Origin of the sequence: Streptomyces sp. M41, assembly GCF_043673425.1 — a bacterium.
Taxonomy (GTDB): domain Bacteria; phylum Actinomycetota; class Actinomycetes; order Streptomycetales; family Streptomycetaceae; genus Streptomyces.
Window position 1 is genome coordinate 208,592 of the sequence record NZ_JBIMKE010000008.1, and the last position, 16,382, is coordinate 224,973.

A 16,382-nucleotide genomic window follows, 5' to 3' on the forward strand; every position below is an offset into this window, starting at 1 on the left:
CTCCTAGGCCCACTTGGCCTGGAGGAGGTTGATGCCGGGGTAGGGCTGTGCCCTTATCCCGGTGAGCTGCTCGGCGTTCCAGGCCGTCATCAGCTCGTTGTGCACGACCGGGTAGAGCACGGCCTGCTCGGCGACGACGTCGATGTAGTCCTGGATCATCGTCTTCTTCTTCGCGGGATCCGGCTCCCGGGTGGCCCGGTCCATGTCCCGGAAGAGCGCCTTGGCCACGGAGGCGTCGGCCCATCGCGTGTACTGCATCCACAGGTTCTCGGGGCCGTAGTTGTAGCGCATGATCAGGTCGGCGTCGAGGCCGAACTGGTTGGGGTTGGAGGCGGCGGCGACCACTTGGTAGTCCTGTTTCTGGTCCATCTTGGTGAAGACGGCCGTGGTCTCCTGAGGGGCGAGGGTGGTCTTGACGCCGATCGCGTCCCAGGACGCCTTGACGGTCGGCAGACAGTCGACGATCCAGCTCACGTTGACAGCCAGGATCTCGATCCTCAGTCCGCTGACCCCGGCCTCCTTCAGCAGCGCCTTCGCCTTGTCGGGGTCGTGGTCGTAGACCGTCTTCGCGCGCCGGTGGCTGGGGTTGGCCTCGTTGAGGAACGAGGACGCCGGCTTCCCGTGCCCCTTGAGGGCGACCTCGATCATCTTCCCGGTGTCGATGGCGTAGTGCAGCGCCTGGCGGACGCGTACGTCGTCGAAGGGCTTGCGCTCGGTGTTGAACATCAGGAAGAGGTTGTTCATCCCGGCGCCGCCCGCCACCGTCAGCCCGCCGCTCTCCAACTGCCCGATGTTGGCGTACGGGATGTTGTCGGCGATCTGCGCACCCGCTCCGGCGCCCGAGATCCTGGCCACGCGCGGCGCCGCGTCCACGATGGTCAGCCAGTTCATCTTCTTGAAGGCGGCCTTGCGCGGGCCGTTGTAGTCGGGATACGCCTCGAACGTGGTGTTGGACTTCGGGTGGTGCGCGGTCTGCCGGTACGGGCCCGAGCCGATCGCCTTGCCCTTGATGGCCTCCTCCCACGCGCCCGGCCGGGAGAAGACGTGCTTCGGCATGATCTTGGCCAGGGTGAGCCGGGAAAGCCCGTCCGGAAAGGGGAACTTGAGGACCAGTTCGACGTTCTGCGCGTCGATCTTGCGGACGTCCTTCAGCCAGCTCGCGAAGAAGCCCTTGGCGAGGGTCTGGGTCTTCGGGTCGAGGATCCGGTCGAAGACGAAGACCACGTCGTCGGCCGTGACCGGCTCGCCGTCGTGGAACCTGGCGCCCGCGCGCAGCGTGAACTTCCAGGACGTGGCGTTCGGGTCGGCCGGCACCTGCGTCGCGAGCGCGGCGTACGGCTCCCGGGAGATCGGGTCGGTGTCCAGGAGCCCCTCGTAGATGTGGTTGTTGGCGGCCATGCAGAAGGCGGACGCCGTCTGGGTGGGGTCCCAGCTGCCGTCGTTGCCGTAGCCGATGACCGCCGTCAGCGTGCGGTCGCGGCCGGCGCCCCCGCCGGTCTCGTTCGTGGACTCGGGGCCCGACGAACAGGCCGACAGCGACGCGGAGACGGCGGCGGCCGCGCCCAGCGCGCCGGTGTGCTTCAGGAACGACCGGCGGTGCAGTGCCGGCACGTCGTGGGTCACGTCGCGCACGGTTCCTCCAGCGGATGGGTGGGTGCTCCGGCGATGGATGCGTGCCCCGGGCTCCTGGACATCCGACGTCCTACGTCCTCCCGGTCAGCGCGACCATAGGTGGGACGAAGGGGACGGTCAAGGGATCTCACACGAATGGCGCATCTGCCACAGGTCGGACCAATGGCACAGTGAAATGGCGTGAGTTGACCCCTCGTCAGCCTGGTATGCGGCGGACATGGGATGTGGGACCTCCGGTGGGCGTACGATGCGCCGCATGCCCGGGCAGACCAGGAACAGCCGTACGGCCGAGGAGTCCAGGACCAGCCGGATCCAGCGCCAGGTCATGGAGCTGATCATCGACCGCGGGCTCGGCGCCGGCGCCCTGCTGCCCACCGAGGCCGAGCTCATGGAGGACCTCGGCGTCAGCCGCAACAGCGTCCGCGAGGCGCTCAAGGCGCTCCAGGCCCTGGACATCGTGGAGATCCGGCACGGCTACGGCACCTACGTCGGCCAGGCGTCCCTCACCCCGCTCGTCGCCGGGCTGACCTTCCGCACCCTCGCCCGGCCCGACCACGACGACTGCGGTGCCCTCGCCGAGATCCTCCAGGTGCGGGAGGTGCTGGAGGAGGGGCTGATCCGGCGGGTGGCGGCGACGGTCACGGAGGCGGAGCTGGACCGGCTGGAGGGGGTGGTGGTGGGGATGGAGGCGGCGGGCCGGGCCGGGCGGGCGTTCGCCGAACTGGACCGCGAGTTCCACGAACTCCTCTATGTGTCCCTCGGCAACGACCTCGTTCCGCAGCTGCTCGCCGCCTTCTGGACGGTGTTCCACCGGGTCTCCGGCGCCCGCGGCCGGCCGGACGACCCGTCGCCCGGCCTCACGGCCCGATGGCACCGTGACATCCTCACCGCTCTGCGGGCCCGCGACGCCGAGGGCGCGCAGCGGGCGATGGCCGTGCATTTCCGGGGGATCGAGGAGCGGGCGGGGCGGGCCGCGCAGGGGGTCGGCTGACCCGATCAGGAATCGAGAAGCGCCGCCCTCCGCCCGCCGCTAGCGTGACGGGCATGGACATCTCGATTCACGCCAGTTTCCTTCCGCACGACGACCCGGACGCCTCCCTGGCCTTCTACCGCGACGCCCTCGGCTTCGAGGTCCGTACCGACGTCGGGCAGGGCAAGATGCGCTGGATCACGGTCGGCCCGGCCGGGCAGCCCAGCACCTCCATCCTGCTGGCGCCGCCCGCCGCCGACCCCGGGATCACCGACGACGAGCGCCGTACCATCGCCGAGATGATGGCCAAGGGCACCTACGGCTGGATCCTGCTGGCCACCCCGGACGTCGACGACACCTTCGAGAAGGTGCAGGCGAGCGGCGCCGAGGTCGTCCAGGAACCTATCGACCAGCCGTACGGCATCCGCGACTGCGCCTTCCGCGACCCCGCCGGCAACCTCATCCGCATCCAGCAGCGGAGCTGAGGCATCGGCCCCGCCCGAGCCACCGCAACTCCAGCAGCCCCCCACGGCAGCCCCCCGCAGACCCACGGCAGCCCCCCCCGCAGACCCACCGCAGTCCCCCCGGAACCGACCCGAACCACCCAGAGCCGCAGAGGGAGAGCACGAGATGAGCAGGGCCACGAGGACGGACACGCAGGCGCCCGCACCGCACGCCGCCGACAGCCATGAGCTGATCCGTGTGCACGGCGCACGCGAGAACAACCTCAAGGACGTCAGCATCGAGATCCCCAAGCGCCGGCTGACCGTGTTCACCGGTGTCTCCGGCTCGGGCAAGAGCTCCCTGGTGTTCGACACCATCGCCGCCGAGTCGCAGCGGCTGATCAACGAGACCTACAGCGCCTTCCTGCAAGGGTTCATGCCCAACCTCGCCCGGCCCGAGGTCGACGTACTCGACGGCCTGACCACCGCGATCACCGTCGACCAGCAGCGCATGGGCGGCGACCCCCGCTCCACGGTCGGCACCGCCACCGACGCCAACGCGATGCTGCGCATCCTCTTCAGCAGACTCGGCGAGCCGCACATCGGCCCGCCCAGCGCGTACTCCTTCAACACCGCGTCGGTGAAGGCGAGCGGCGCGATCACCGTGCAGCGCGGCGACAAGACCAAGGCGCAGAAGGCGACGTTCGAGCGCACCGGCGGCATGTGCACCCGCTGCGAGGGCCGCGGCAAGGTCTCCGACATCGACCTGACCCAGCTCTACGACGACTCCAAGTCGATCGCCGAGGGCGCGTTCACCATCCCCGGCTGGAAGTCGGACAACGTCTGGACGGTCGGGCTCTACGCCGAGTCCGGCTTCCTCGACCCGAACAAGCCGATCCGCCGGTTCACCAAGAAGGAGATGCACGACTTCCTCTACCGGGAGCCGACCAAGGTCAAGGTCAACGGCGTCAACCTCACCTACGAGGGCCTGATCCCCAAGATCCAGAAGTCGTTCCTGTCCAAGGACAAGGAAGCGATGCAGCCCCACATCCGGGCCTTCGTGGAGCGGGCGGTCACCTTCACCACCTGCCCCGAGTGCGACGGCACCCGGCTCAGCGAGGGCGCCCGGGCCTCGAAGATCGGCAAGATCTCCATCGCCGACGCCTGTGCCATGGAGATCCGCGACCTCGCCGAATGGGTCCGCGGGCTCGACGAGCCCTCCGTCGCGCCGCTGCTCACCGCGCTCCAGCACACCCTCGACTCGTTCACCGAGATCGGCCTCGGCTATCTCTCGCTCGACCGGTCCGCGGGCACCCTGTCCGGCGGCGAGGCGCAGCGCGTCAAGATGATCCGCCACCTCGGCTCCTCCCTCACCGACGTCACCTACGTCTTCGACGAGCCCACCATCGGACTGCACCCGCACGACATCCAGCGCATGAACGACCTGCTGCTGCGGCTGCGGGACAAGGGCAACACCGTGCTCGTGGTGGAGCACAAGCCGGAGACCATCGCGGTCGCCGACCATGTCGTGGACCTCGGCCCCGGCGCCGGCACCGCCGGCGGCACCGTCTGCTTCGAGGGCACCGTCGAGGGGCTGCGGGCGAGCGACACCGTCACCGGCCGCCACCTCGACGACCGCGCCAAGCTCCGGGAGACGGTCCGCGAGCCCACCGGAGCGCTGGAGATCCGCGGCGCGACGGCCAACAACCTCCAGGGCGTCGACGTCGACATCCCGCTCGGCGTGCTCTGCGTCGTCACCGGCGTCGCCGGCTCCGGCAAGAGCTCGCTGATCCACGGCTCGATCCCGGCGCCGGAAGGGGTGATCTCGGTCGACCAGACGCCGATCCGCGGCTCGCGCCGCAGCAACCCGGCGACGTACACCGGGCTGGCCGACCCGATCCGCAAGGCGTTCGCCAAGGCCAACGGGGTCAAGCCGGCCCTGTTCAGCGCCAACTCCGAGGGCGCCTGCCCCACCTGCAACGGAGCCGGTGTCATCTATGTCGACCTCGGCATGATGGCCGGGATCGACACCCCCTGCGAGGACTGCGAGGGCAAGCGGTTCCAGCCCTCCGTGCTGGAGTACCACCTCGGCGGCCGGGACATCAGCGAGGTCCTCGCGATGTCGGTGACCGAGGCCGAGGAGTTCTTCCGCGAGGGCGAGGCACGCATCCCGGCCGCGCACAAGATCGTCGAGCGGATGGCCGACGTCGGACTCGGCTACCTCACCCTCGGCCAGCCGCTCACCACGCTCTCCGGCGGCGAGCGGCAGCGGCTGAAACTGGCCACGCACATGGGGGACAAGGGCGGTGTCTACGTCCTCGACGAGCCCACCACCGGCCTGCACCTCGCCGACGTCGAGCAGCTGCTCGGTCTGCTGGACCGGCTCGTGGACTCCGGCAAGTCGGTCATCGTGATCGAGCACCACCAGGCGGTCATGGCGCACGCCGACTGGATCATCGACCTCGGCCCCGGCGCCGGCCACGACGGCGGCCGGATCGTCTTCGAGGGCACCCCGGCCGACCTGGTCGCCCAGCGCTCGACCCTCACCGGCGAGCACCTCGCGGCCTACGTCGGCGGCTGACCCCGATGTGCTTCACCTCCTCACCGGTGAGGTCCTTCCTCTCGTCCCGCTCCCGAGCCACCCGGGAGTGGACGAGGGGGGAGGCCGCCCGGGAAGATGCGAGGGTGAGTTCCAGCCGTTCGACGCCCGAGGAGCAGCGCCTGCGGACCCTGGCCGCGCTGCGCCGCGTCCGTGACCGGATGGACCGGGAGTACGCGCAGCCGCTGGATGTCGAGGCGCTCGCCCGTGGCGTGCACATGTCGGCCGGGCACCTCAGCCGCGAGTTCCGGGCCGCCTACGGCGAGTCGCCGTACGGCTATCTCATGACGCGGCGCATCGAGCGCGCGATGGCACTGCTGCGCCGGGGCGATCTCGGCGTGACCGAGGTGTGCTTCGAGGTCGGGTGTTCGTCGCTGGGCACCTTCAGCACCCGCTTCACCGAGCTTGTCGGCATGTCGCCGAGCGCCTACCGGCGTCAGGCGCGGGAGCTGGACGGCACCGGCGGTATCCCGTCCTGCCTGGAGAAGCAGGTCACCCGGCCGCTCCGCAACCGGCCGGACGCAGCACAGCGGTCGTGACGGGCCGGGGCGCCTCCCCTGTGCGGCGCCCCCGGCCCGGCACCGTGGCCCTGACCAACTCCTGCAACCGGGCCACGTGTTCGGCCTGGATCGACCTCCCCCGCCCCACGGGCCACGGATGTAACGGATTCGGTTGCCCGCGGGGGCCGCCTCCGTTCGAATGGGACCCGTGGAGAGCGAGAAGCAGCAGTGGAACGAGAGCGACCCCGGGGTGCTCAGGCTGCCGTCCGGCCGCCTGGTGCGTGGCCGGGGCCTGCGCCACCCTCTGGACCCGGCGGCCCCGGCCCCCACCTACGCCCTCTACCTCCTGGGCAAACAGCCGCCCGAGACGCCCTGGGAGTCCCGCTGGCTGCGCTGGCCCGACTTCCGTCTCCCGGCCGACCCCGCCACCGCCCGCGCCGCCTTCGCCGAAGCATGGGAGCGGGCCGCGGACGAGCGCGTCGAGCTCGCCTGCGGCGGGGGCAAGGGCCGTACGGGTACGGCCCTCGCGTGTCTGGCCGTGCTGGACGGCGTACCGGCCGATCAGGCCGTGGCCTTCGTACGGCGCGGCTACGACCGGCACGCCGTGGAGACGCCGTGGCAGCGCAGGTACGTGCGGCGCTTCAGATGAGCGTCCGCGCCAGCAACTCGGCTGCCTCGACGATCAGTTCGTGGTCCCAGGCCGCGTCCTGCTCGGGCCGCGTCGTCTGGACCGCCAGGACCAGCGGGGTGCCGTCCTCGGTCCAGGCGATCCCCACATTGTTGTTGGCGCCGTAGGAACCACCACCGGTCTTGTCGGCGATCGTCCATGTCTGGGGCAGCCCGGCGCGCAGGCGGTTGAAGCTGGTGGTGTTGTTCAGCAGCCAATGGGTGAGCAGTTCGCGGTCGGGGAGGTTCAGGGCGTCGCCGAGGACCAGCCGGGCGTATGTCCGGCCGATCGCGCGCGGGCTCGTGGTGTCCGTGACGCGCCACGGCTCCGCCGAGTTCAGGTCCGTCTCCCAGCGGTCCAGGCGGGTCACCGGATCGCCCAGCGAGCGGGCGAAACGGGTGACGGCGGTGGGTCCGCCGAGCTCGCGCAGCAGCAGGTTGCCGGCCGTGTTGTCGCTGAACCGGACGGCCACGTCGGCGAGTTCGGCGACGGTCATGCCGGTCGCCAGGTGCTTCCTGGTCTGGTCGGAGCCGTCCACCAGGTCGGCACGCGTGTAGTGGATCCGCTTGCCGAGCACCTCGCCGTCCCGGTCCAGGTCGCGCAGTACGGCCGCGGCGGCCAGGGTCTTGAACAGGGAGCAGACCGGGAACCGTTCGTCGGCGCGATGGCCGACCGTGCGTTTCGTGGCGAGGTTGTGCGCGAAGACACCCAGGCGGGCGCCGTGCCGTCGCTCCAGCGCGCGCAGGCGGGCGGTGACGTCACCGCCGGGACGGGCGTGGGCCGGGGTGCCGGACAGCAGGGTGGCCGCGGTGCCGGCGGTGCCGGCCGTGAGCAGGGTGCGTCGGGCGATCGGGGGACGGGCGGGAACCAAGATCTCGCTCTCCTTCGCTCGTGGGGTCGTCGACGATCTCTGCATTGACCGACGTCAGGTGTCATTCCATGGTTGCGACGCCGTAGACCATCGGCCGACGGTGCTCCGGGCGCCCGCTCGGCACAGTGGCCGTATGGACAAGACCAAGGGGATCAGCAGGGCACAGTTCCTGGCCGGATCGGCGGCCGTCGGACTGGCGGGGGCGATGCTGCCCGCGGGGCAGGCCTCGGCGACCGGAGGAGAGCGGGGGCGCGGCGGGCTCCAGCACCGGGGCGTCGTCTACACCGTCGGGGCGGGTGAGACGCCGGGGACCGCCTGGAGTGCCGCCCGGATGCGCGAGGACGTCCGGGTCATCCGCGACGAACTGCACGCCGACACCCTCGACGTCACCGGCGACGGCGTCGACCGCCTCACCGCCACCGCCGCCGAGGCCGCCGAGCGCGGGCTGCACGTCTGGCTCCAGCCGACCCTCGGGGACGTGCCCGAGCGGGAGATCCTGGACAGCATCGCCGAGTGCGGGCGGTTCGCCGAGCGGCTGCGCCGGCAGGGCGCGAGCGTCGACTTCAGTGTGGGCTGCGAGTTCTGGCTGTTCGTGCCGGGGATCGTGCCCGGAGCGACGGTCTTGGAGCGCGTCGGCAACCTCCAGAAGGGCAATGTCGACATGGCGCAGATGCAGCGCCGCCTGGCCCGCTTCACCAGGAAGGCCGCCGCCGTGGGGCGCTCCGTCTTCCACGGCCGCCTCAGCTACGCCGCAGCCCAGGACGAGGAGTTCGAACCGGTCGACTGGAACCTCTTCGACGTGGTGGGGATCGACTACTACTCGTACTTCCGTCAACCGGCCGACTATGTAAGAGAGTTGCGCCGCTACCTGCGTTGGGGCAAGCCACTGGCGATCACCGAGTTCGGCACGTGCACGTACCTCGGCGCCCCGGAGTCGGGCGGCATGGGCTGGAACATCGTGGACCACGACAAGGAACCGGAAGAGATCAAGGGCGACCCGGTGCGCAGCGAGCGCACTCAGGCCGCCTACCTGGTCGATCTGCTGGAGGTCTTCGAGTCGATGGACCTGTACGCGGCGATGGCCTTCGAGTTCGTCACCGCCGACGCCCCTCATCGCCCCGACAGTCCCCGCCACGACCTCGACCTGGCGAGTTACAGCATCACCAAGGCGATCAAGGACCACCCCGACGACCCGGCCTCCGACTGGCACTGGGAGCCGAAGGAAGCCTTCCACGCGGTGGCCCGCCAGTACGGCCGACGGGCACGGCCCGCCCCGCGGGGGGACCATGGCTGAGGAGCGCTGAGGAGGTGCGTGTATGGATTGGACCCTGGAGGTGATCGTCGTACCGGTCACCGACCTGGACCGGGCCAAGGCCTTCTACGAGGACCAGTGCGGTTTCCGCGCCGAGATCGACGCGTCGTTCTTCGAGGGCGTCGGCCGCTTCGTCCAGCTCACCCCGCCCGGCTCCCGCTGTTCCGTCGTGCTGGAGTCGGGCATGCCCGAGTCGCCGGGCCAGTCCCGGATGGCCCCCGGTTCGCTGCAGGGCCTCCAGCTCTGTGTCACGGACATCGAGGCGGCCAGGGCGGAGCTGGTGGGACGGGGGGTCGAGGTGACCCCGGTGCTGCATGTGGGGGCGGCCGGCTGGGAGGAGGGCCGGGGCGAGGACGACTGGAACTCTTTCCTCTTCTTCAACGACCCCGACGGCAACGGCTGGGTCGTCCAGGAGGCCCCGGCGCCCCTGACCGAACGCTGACCTACTCGCAGTACGTGTCCCGGGCTGGGCGCTCGCCCGTCGCCAGGAACCGGGAGACGGTCGCGTCGCCGCAGGCGTTGCCGTTGTCCAGGTAGGCGCCGTGGCCGGTGGAGTTCACGGTGACCATGACGGCCCGCCGGCCGAGAGCCTCGCGCATCTTCCGGGCGCCGCTCAGCGGTGTGGCCACGTCCCGCTCGTTCTGGACCAGCAGGACGTTGGACGGCCCGCGGTCGGTCACCCGCGGCGGCGCCTCCTTCGGCAGCCACGACCACGCGGCGCAGACCATCGCGTTCCTCGGCATACCGGCGGTGAGCGGATACTTCGCGCGGCTCTCGGCGACACCCTTCTCGTACACCGCGGCCGACCGCGGCCAGGCGGCGTCGTTGCAGATGGTCGCGGCGCCGACGGCGGTGTAGTTCTGCAGCAGCGCCTGAGGCGGGTTCGGTGGCGCGGGCGGCAGCGTGCCCTTCCCGGCGGCCCGCATCAGCTTCGCGAGCACCGGGTAGTCGTCCGGGTCGTACAGGCTGTCCAGCATCGTCTGGCGCAGGCCGTTGCCGTCCAGCTCGGCCGGGTTTGCGCCGGGCCAGGGGAGGGGCTCGCGGTCCAGGCGGGCGGCGAGGGCGAGGAAGCGCGAGCGCACCTCGGCCGGTGTGCGGGCGACGCGGTCGGGGTTGCCCGGCCGGGACGCCCACTTGGCGAACACGGGGAAGTTGTCCTCGACGCCCGCCTCGAACGCCTCGAGAAAGGCGCGCTCCGCCCGCACGGGGTCGGGGTTGTCGTTGCTGTCCAGCACGATGCGGTCGGTGCGGTGCGGGAACAGCGTGGCGAAGGTGGCGCCGATGTAGGTGCCGTACGAGTCGCCCCAGGCGGACAGCTTGCGTTCGCCGAACGCGGCTCGGATGCTGTCGACGTCGCGGGCGTTGTTCTTGGTGCTGATGTGCCTCATCAGCTCGCCGCCGTTGCGGGCGCAGGCGTCCGAGATGCGCCGTGCGGTGGCCATGTTCTCGGTGACGGACCCGTCCGGGGCCGGCCAGGGGCGCAGCGCCGTGCGCGCGAGGTCACGATGCTCGACCTCGCAGCTCACCGGCGTCGAGGGGGCGTTGCCGCGCGGGGCGAACCCGATCAGGTCGTAGGTGTCGCGCACCTTCTGCGGCAGCCGCTGCCCCTTGTCCGAGGGGTCGCCCAGGCTGTCTCCGCCCGGCCCGCCGGGGATCATCAGCAGCGCGCCCCGACGGGCGGACGGCTTCTCGCTGGGGATCCGGGAGACGGCGATGTCGATCTTCCGGCCGCCGGGGTCGGCGTAGTCCATCGGGACGGCGAGGGTCGCGCATTGCTGGCGCGGATCGAGCCCCTCGCCCTCGCACTCGGTCCACTTCAGCGGCGACTGCGTGGCGGCGGCAGAGGAGGAGCTGGCGGAGGAGGAGGTGTCAGAGGAGGAGGTGGCGGACGCGGTCAGCGGGGTGACGACCCCGAAGACGACTCCGCAGGCGGCGGCGATCAGGGTGGCGTTCTTCGTGATCTGCTTCATGCACAGCAGCCTGACGGACCATGACGGGGCGTCATATCCGGGCAACTCCCGGATGTGCGTTGGGGATTACCCCCACACGAACCATTAGGTCAGCCCCAGCACCATGATGAGCCGGTCCTCCCCGGGCCCCAGATAGTCCCGGCGCACCCCGCCCTCCGCCGCGAACCCCAGGGACCGGTACAGCATGATCGCCGCCGCGTTGGTGGGCTCCACGGTCAGCCGCACCTCATGGACCCGCTCGCGGCGCAACTGGCGCAGCACCTCCAGCATCAGCCGCCTGCCGAGCCCGCGGCCCCGCTGGTCGGCGCTCACCGCCAGGCTGAGGACCCAGCACACATAGCCGTCCGAGGTGGTCACGAAGAGGACGTAGCCGTGCAGGCACTCCCCGTCGTCGAGGACGAGGATGCGGTCGCCGTGCGCATCGAGGTGCTGGCGCAGGACGAAGTAGGGGTAGGGGTCGTCGGGGAACACCTCCCGGTCCACCCGCAGCAGTTCGTTCAGGTCGGTCTCGGTGACTCCTCGCATGGTCAGCGGCCGGTCGGCGCGGTCCGCGAACAGCGCCTGGTCGGTGTGGTGACCCGGGAAAGGGAAACGTTCCTCCGGTAGCGCCATCAGCCGCCCCCTGTGTGATGGAATGGAGTCACTCGTGCGGGTGAGCACCCATTGCCCGCCGTTTCAGGTGCTCAAGTGAGGTCCGCCCATCTTGAGCAGCGGGGTTCCGGCTGTTCAAGCCCGCCTCCTGCCTATGCCCCAACGCGCTCCCGATGCGCCTCCTTTTGGTACCGTTGGTGGAATGACCCAGAGATCGTCGGGGGGCGTCCAGGTGAGGAATGCCGATGTGCCATGGGACGCGGCATTCGACTCGATCGCCTACCTTGATCACAACTACCGCGACTTACAGGCGGAGGACGCGGAGATCCTGCACATCATCCGGGATCATTTCGGTGACCATTTCCGGAAGCAGGGCGTCGGACCGGTTTCCGGGATCGATGTGGGCGCGGGTGTGAACCTGTATCCCGCACTGGCCATGCTGCCGTGGTGCGACGAGATCACCCTCTTCGAGCGTTCGTCGTCGAACGTGGAGTACCTGGCGAGCCAGGTCGACTCCTACGAGGAGAACTGGGACAAGTTCTGGGCGGCCCTGTGCCGCAAGAGGGCCTACGGCTCCCTCGACATGGACCCGCGTGAGCGCTTCCGCAAGGTCGTCCGGGTCGAGCAGGGCGACATCTTCGACCTCCGCAGGCACGAGGGCCGGTGGTCGGTGGGGACGATGTTCTTCGTCGCCGAATCGATGACCACCTCCCGCAGCGAGTTCGCCCTCGGTGTCGAGCGCTTCATGCGCGCGCTCGCCCCCGGTGCCCCGTTCGCCGCCGCCTTCATGGAACATTCGACGGGATATCACGCGGGCGAGCATTTCTTCCCGGCATGTGACGTGGGAGAATCCGAGGTGCGTGCGAGCCTCGATGCATTCGCCATGGACTTCAAGGTCCAGCGTCTCGCGGCCAAGGCCGAGGTGCGCGACGGATATTCGGGAATGATCGTCGCCCACGGCTGGCGAAGGAATTCGGACGAGGTCATTCCGCTCAACTGAACGGCTGGCCGGTGAATCTTCACAACAGAAGACAGCTTTTCCTCAATTGATGGCAGTGCGGCCTGTGTGAGGGGCATGGGATGCAGATCAAGCCACGCCAGCATCTGCTGGACATCTGGCAGGCGGTCGCCCGCCACTCATTCGACGGGGGACAGTGGGAGTGGGGCGAATGGGGCAAGGAGAGCAGCGTCGCGGACGCCGAGCGGCTGCTCTGTCTGCTCTACCCCGCCACCGAGATCCCCGCGTTCCGGCTGGACGACCCGGACACCACACAGGACGACGTCCAGCAGGTCCTGAAGAAGGCCGGCGGGCGGCTGGAGATCCCGGCCAACCTCGTCACGGCCGCGGCCGAGTTCATGCGGACGCACACCGAGGACAAGAGGCCCACGTTCGCCGGGGGTTACTACTTCGGGGCCGCGGACAAGAGCAAGGAACTCACCGAGGAACAGCGCCGGACCGGCGTGGTCGACTCCTTCTCCATGTCGATCACCCTGTGCCTGGCCACGCTCGGCTTCCTCAAGGTCTACGAGACCAGAACCCGGCGCGGTGACATCCGGGACACCATCGCCGAGCTGCGCCAGGCCACCAGCAACCGGCTCACCGCGGCCATGGTCAGCCTGCTGCGCTCCTTCACCGTCAACGTCTTCGACACCGACGCCTCCCAGGGCCGTACCCTGTGTGAACTCCTGGGCCAGGGACGGCTGTCGCAGCGGCAGGTCCTGAACAAGTTCCAGAACCGTTTCCGCCCCCTGCGCGCGGCGATCGTCGAGAGCGTGTCCCTCGGTATCGACGTCGAGGAGGGCCTCAAGGACGAGAACCAGCTGTTCGAATGCGGCTGGGCCTGGACCATGGTGCAGGACGCCCCCGAGATCGAGACCAGCGAACCCATCGGGCCGCAGCCCAAGGGCGTCGCCAACGCGGTGCCGTACCTGTACTTCACCGTGGTCGCCCTCGACGGTATCCAGGACCTGTTCTCCGACCGCACCCTCACCCTCGGCCTGCTCAACGCCGAGCAGCAGAAGCTCGCCGAGGCGCTCCGGCTGCGCTGGGAGCTGACCCAGCAGTACTGGTCGCGCATCGCCCGCTTCGACGACGACCGCTGGCCCCTGGAGGACATCCCCTGGCGTACGACGGGACAGAAGCTGGAGTCCGAGTACTTCTCCCTCTCCGTCGCCGCCATCCTCGTGCACGACCTGATGCGCCGCCGGGCCACGGACGACGACCTGACCCGCACCGTCGGCGTCATGGAGCGGCTCGCCGAGCGCGGTCGCATCACCAGCCGCATGACCCGCGACGACCCCATGGTGCAGGCGCTGCACAACATCGGTGTCGCCCTGCCGCTCCAGGGCAGTGAGCGCATCGGACCGCCCATGACCTGGGCCATGACCGACTTCTCGGCACAGCTGCTGAAGCGGACCGTCCAGCTGTGCACCCTCTCGCGCAGCCTCGCCTCGCACGACCGGCTGCTCAGACTGGCCGAGGACATCTTCGACCACATGTGGCAGCGCCGCATCCGCGACGGCGAGGGCGTGGGCCTGTGGGACAACGTCCACGCGGCCTACCCCGAGGCCGAGATCCGCAAGCGGCGCGTGCCGGTGTCGTGGTCCATCACCGAGCGGGTCACCGAGGTCATGGTGCAGGCCCACGACATGTACCGGCAGCCCCCGATCCGCAGCCTCGAACTCACCGAGCTGGCCCGGGCGTTGCTCAGCGAGTCCGCCCACCTCCTGGGCAACGAACAGATGGAACCCGCGCCCAAGGACGACGGCCGGCACGGCATGCAACTGCGCAACATCGAGGTCAAGTTGCGCCGCGCCCGCAGCCTCGTGGACGAACAGCCGGGCACGGCCTACGCGTTGACGCTGGACGTGCTGGGACAGCTCGACTCGCTCGCCCGGGCCCGCGAAGCCGCGGACCGGGGAGTGTGAACCGTGCTGATCTTCGCCGCCTCCGACAAAGGAGGCACGGGCCGCTCCGTCACCAGCGCCAACCTCGCCTACCACCGTGCGATGGCCGGGGACGACGTCTGCTACCTGGACTTCGACTTCGGCTCGCCCACCGCGGCGGCCGTCTTCGACGTGGGCGACGCCCGCCAGGCCACCGAGGACCGCGGACTGCACGCCTACCTCATAGGGGAGGTCAGCGAACCGGCCCGGATCGACGTGTGGGCCGAGACGGAGCACCAGGTGCTGCGGTTCCCGCCGCCCGGCAGCGGACGGCTGGTGCTGATGCCGGGTGACGTCAGCGGCGGCGAGTTCGCCACCAGCGACGACAACCTGCGCCGCTGCGTCGACCTGCTGATGAACCTCTACTACGAGTTCGACCTGGTCATCGTCGACCTCAGCGCCGGCCGCTCCTACGCCGTCGACATGGTCCTGGAGGCCACCGCACAGGCCGAGATGAGCGAGGTCACCGCCCGCTGGCTGGTCTTCCACCGCTGGACCCGCCAGCACGTGGGGGCCGCCGCGAGCCTGGTCTTCGGCAAGCGCGGCATCGTCGCCGGCGGCGTCGACCGCGGGCACGACGAGGAGACGCTGCGCTCCGCCATCCGCTTCGTCCGGGCCGCCGTACCCGATCCCGAGTCGCCGCTGTGGTCGCAGGTCTCGCCCACCCAGTCGGCGTGGATGCGCAAGACCGACGGCGACCTCAAGCAGCTCGCCTCCACCCATGGCATCGGCTACAGCCAGGTCCTCGGCTCCGTGCCCCTCGAACCGGTCCTGCAGTGGCGTGAGCAGCTCATCACCGACGAGGACGTGCTGGACAGCCAGATCGCCAACCAGGAGACCTGGCAGGCGCTCAGCCGGCTCGCCGCCCGGCTCACCGACGACAAGTACTGGGAGCAGGCGTGAGCGAAGCCGTGTTCCAGGAGACCACCGCCGAGGTGCGCACCCAGTCCCTGCCGCTGTCCCATCTCTCCCTGGAGCTGGGCCACCTCTACATGGAGGACTTCCAGGCGGGACCCAAGCGCCTCGCCGAGCACTTCGCCGAGGTGCGGGTCTGGGTGGACGCCGTGCACGCGTCGCTGGGCCGTCGCAGCAAGCGTCCGCGCATCAGCACCTGCTTCCTCGTCGACGACTACTTCACCCGCTTCTCCACCCCGGCCGAGCTGATCCCGATGGTGCAGAAGGAGGCCGAGAAGGCCGGGCTGGTCATCGACTACCTCGCCCGCGAGTCGGGCTGCGCGGTCGCCGGCCAGATCGACCTCGCGGAATCCGTCATGCAGCGCCTCGTGGAGTCACCGCCGCCCGGCAGCTACGGCTCCCGCCCGCCCGTCAGCCGGACCGGCTGGCTCGCCAACGGCCAGCGCACCCCCTCGACGTCCCGCAGCGCCCTGGGCGCGGTCAAGGGCTGGGAGCCGCCGCAGGAGACCGCCGCCCGCAACCACTCGGTGTTCATGGACGTCGAGCTGTGGTCGGAGAAGGAGGGCAGGCGCCTGTGGTCCTGCCCGTTCCTGGCCGCCGTCTGGCAACTGGCCCGGCTGGGGCTGTTACGGCACCTCGGGGAGCCCGTGCTGGTGCCGCAGCAGTGGGACGGCGAGGACTTCCCGCACGACTGGGACCGGCTGCCCCCGCTGATCCGGCTCACCGACACCAAGGCGCCCTTCAGCGCCTACCGCACCTGCACCCTCATGCCGAACCGCTTCCTCGCCGTCGAGGACGCCGTACGGCTCATCCTCGACCAGACGGACGTCGACGCCGGCGCGCTGAAACAGGTCGACAAGCGCTCCCGCGACGAGGGGATGCCCGTACCGGCGGCCGTAGCGCAGCGCGCCACCTACGTCTTCTACGAGGAGCCCGCCGACTCCTGCGCGACCGAGGGGTCCTGAG

General features: G+C 70.0%; 15 protein-coding genes. 11 read left to right on the top strand and 4 right to left on the bottom strand.

The annotated features are described in order from the left end of the window. Positions 1-3: 3 nt before the first annotated feature. Positions 4-1,632, bottom strand: coding sequence for an ABC transporter substrate-binding protein (locus tag ACHBTE_RS14060; protein WP_394724096.1), 1,629 nt, complete (start codon positions 1,630-1,632; stop codon positions 4-6). A 256-nt stretch (positions 1,633-1,888) separates the two neighbouring features. Between ACHBTE_RS14060 and ACHBTE_RS14065 the strand changes: the two genes are divergently transcribed. The 5 genes from ACHBTE_RS14065 to ACHBTE_RS14085 all read left to right on the top strand — a co-directional run bounded on the left by ACHBTE_RS14065 (position 1,889) and on the right by ACHBTE_RS14085 (position 6,793). Further along, a complete protein-coding gene (locus tag ACHBTE_RS14065; protein WP_394724097.1) occupies positions 1,889-2,623 on the top strand; it encodes a FadR/GntR family transcriptional regulator in 735 nt (244 codons plus the stop codon). Positions 2,624-2,676: 53 nt separating this feature from the next. Next, positions 2,677-3,087: a VOC family protein gene (locus ACHBTE_RS14070; RefSeq protein ID WP_394724098.1), complete on the top strand. Its 411-nt coding sequence runs from the start codon at positions 2,677-2,679 to the stop codon at positions 3,085-3,087. A 145-nt stretch (positions 3,088-3,232) separates the two neighbouring features. Continuing rightward, positions 3,233-5,626, top strand: a complete 2,394-nt coding sequence (locus tag ACHBTE_RS14075; RefSeq protein ID WP_394724099.1) for an ATP-binding cassette domain-containing protein — start codon at positions 3,233-3,235, stop codon at positions 5,624-5,626. Positions 5,627-5,805: 179 nt separating this feature from the next. Further along, positions 5,806-6,183, top strand: coding sequence for a helix-turn-helix transcriptional regulator (locus ACHBTE_RS14080; RefSeq protein WP_394724177.1), 378 nt, complete (start codon positions 5,806-5,808; stop codon positions 6,181-6,183). A gap of 169 nt (positions 6,184-6,352) precedes the next feature. Continuing rightward, the gene (locus tag ACHBTE_RS14085; protein WP_394724101.1) at positions 6,353-6,793 is read left to right on the top strand and encodes a protein phosphatase; all 441 of its coding nucleotides are present in this window, start codon (positions 6,353-6,355) and stop codon (positions 6,791-6,793) included. Here the strand turns inward: ACHBTE_RS14085 and bla are convergent. Next, positions 6,786-7,727: a class A beta-lactamase gene (gene bla, locus ACHBTE_RS14090; RefSeq protein WP_394724102.1), complete on the bottom strand. Its 942-nt coding sequence runs from the start codon at positions 7,725-7,727 to the stop codon at positions 6,786-6,788. The two genes, ACHBTE_RS14085 and bla, sit on opposite strands and share 8 nt — an antisense overlap. A gap of 88 nt (positions 7,728-7,815) precedes the next feature. Between bla and ACHBTE_RS14095 the strand changes: the two genes are divergently transcribed. Beyond that, the gene (locus ACHBTE_RS14095) at positions 7,816-8,976 is read left to right on the top strand and encodes an abortive phage infection protein (RefSeq protein WP_394724104.1); all 1,161 of its coding nucleotides are present in this window, start codon (positions 7,816-7,818) and stop codon (positions 8,974-8,976) included. A 22-nt stretch (positions 8,977-8,998) separates the two neighbouring features. Further along, on the top strand, positions 8,999-9,436 hold the full coding sequence (locus tag ACHBTE_RS14100; RefSeq protein ID WP_394724105.1) for a VOC family protein: 438 nt from the start codon (positions 8,999-9,001) through the stop codon (positions 9,434-9,436). A gap of 1 nt (position 9,437) precedes the next feature. On the opposite strand, the gene ACHBTE_RS14105 is transcribed toward ACHBTE_RS14100, so the two are convergent. Beyond that, positions 9,438-10,964, bottom strand: a complete 1,527-nt coding sequence (locus ACHBTE_RS14105) for an alpha/beta hydrolase (protein WP_394724107.1) — start codon at positions 10,962-10,964, stop codon at positions 9,438-9,440. Between the two features lie 84 nt (positions 10,965-11,048). Then, on the bottom strand, positions 11,049-11,576 hold the full coding sequence (locus ACHBTE_RS14110) for a GNAT family N-acetyltransferase (protein WP_394724108.1): 528 nt from the start codon (positions 11,574-11,576) through the stop codon (positions 11,049-11,051). Positions 11,577-11,757: 181 nt separating this feature from the next. Between ACHBTE_RS14110 and ACHBTE_RS14115 the strand changes: the two genes are divergently transcribed. The 4 genes from ACHBTE_RS14115 (at position 11,758) to ACHBTE_RS14130 (ending at position 16,381) form a co-directional block, all read left to right on the top strand. After that, on the top strand, positions 11,758-12,555 hold the full coding sequence (locus ACHBTE_RS14115; protein ID WP_394724109.1) for an SCO2525 family SAM-dependent methyltransferase: 798 nt from the start codon (positions 11,758-11,760) through the stop codon (positions 12,553-12,555). Positions 12,556-12,635: 80 nt separating this feature from the next. Next, positions 12,636-14,483, top strand: coding sequence for an SCO2524 family protein (locus tag ACHBTE_RS14120; RefSeq protein WP_394724111.1), 1,848 nt, complete (start codon positions 12,636-12,638; stop codon positions 14,481-14,483). Positions 14,484-14,486: 3 nt separating this feature from the next. Then, entirely contained in the window at positions 14,487-15,404 is a 918-nt protein-coding gene (locus ACHBTE_RS14125) for an SCO2523 family variant P-loop protein (protein WP_394724112.1), read from the top strand. Beyond that, on the top strand, positions 15,401-16,381 hold the full coding sequence (locus tag ACHBTE_RS14130; RefSeq protein ID WP_394724113.1) for an SCO2522 family protein: 981 nt from the start codon (positions 15,401-15,403) through the stop codon (positions 16,379-16,381). The genes ACHBTE_RS14125 and ACHBTE_RS14130 overlap by 4 nt, the downstream gene beginning before the upstream one ends. Position 16,382: the final 1 nt, after the last annotated feature.

Excerpts from the sequence above, each read along its gene's own strand:
- ACHBTE_RS14065 (WP_394724097.1), top strand. The coding sequence starts at position 1,889 with ATGCCCGGGCAGACCAGGAACAGCCGTACGGCCGAGGAGTCCAGGACC.
- ACHBTE_RS14070 (WP_394724098.1), top strand. The coding sequence starts at position 2,677 with ATGGACATCTCGATTCACGCCAGTTTCCTTCCGCACGACGACCCGGAC.
- ACHBTE_RS14075 (WP_394724099.1), top strand. The coding sequence starts at position 3,233 with ATGAGCAGGGCCACGAGGACGGACACGCAGGCGCCCGCACCGCACGCC.
- ACHBTE_RS14080 (WP_394724177.1), top strand. The coding sequence starts at position 5,806 with ATGGACCGGGAGTACGCGCAGCCGCTGGATGTCGAGGCGCTCGCCCGT.
- bla (WP_394724102.1), bottom strand. The coding sequence starts at position 7,727 with ATGCAGAGATCGTCGACGACCCCACGAGCGAAGGAGAGCGAGATCTTG.
- ACHBTE_RS14095 (WP_394724104.1), top strand. The coding sequence starts at position 7,816 with ATGGACAAGACCAAGGGGATCAGCAGGGCACAGTTCCTGGCCGGATCG.
- ACHBTE_RS14100 (WP_394724105.1), top strand. The coding sequence starts at position 8,999 with ATGGATTGGACCCTGGAGGTGATCGTCGTACCGGTCACCGACCTGGAC.
- ACHBTE_RS14105 (WP_394724107.1), bottom strand. The coding sequence starts at position 10,964 with ATGAAGCAGATCACGAAGAACGCCACCCTGATCGCCGCCGCCTGCGGA.
- ACHBTE_RS14110 (WP_394724108.1), bottom strand. The coding sequence starts at position 11,576 with ATGGCGCTACCGGAGGAACGTTTCCCTTTCCCGGGTCACCACACCGAC.
- ACHBTE_RS14115 (WP_394724109.1), top strand. The coding sequence starts at position 11,758 with ATGACCCAGAGATCGTCGGGGGGCGTCCAGGTGAGGAATGCCGATGTG.
- ACHBTE_RS14120 (WP_394724111.1), top strand. The coding sequence starts at position 12,636 with ATGCAGATCAAGCCACGCCAGCATCTGCTGGACATCTGGCAGGCGGTC.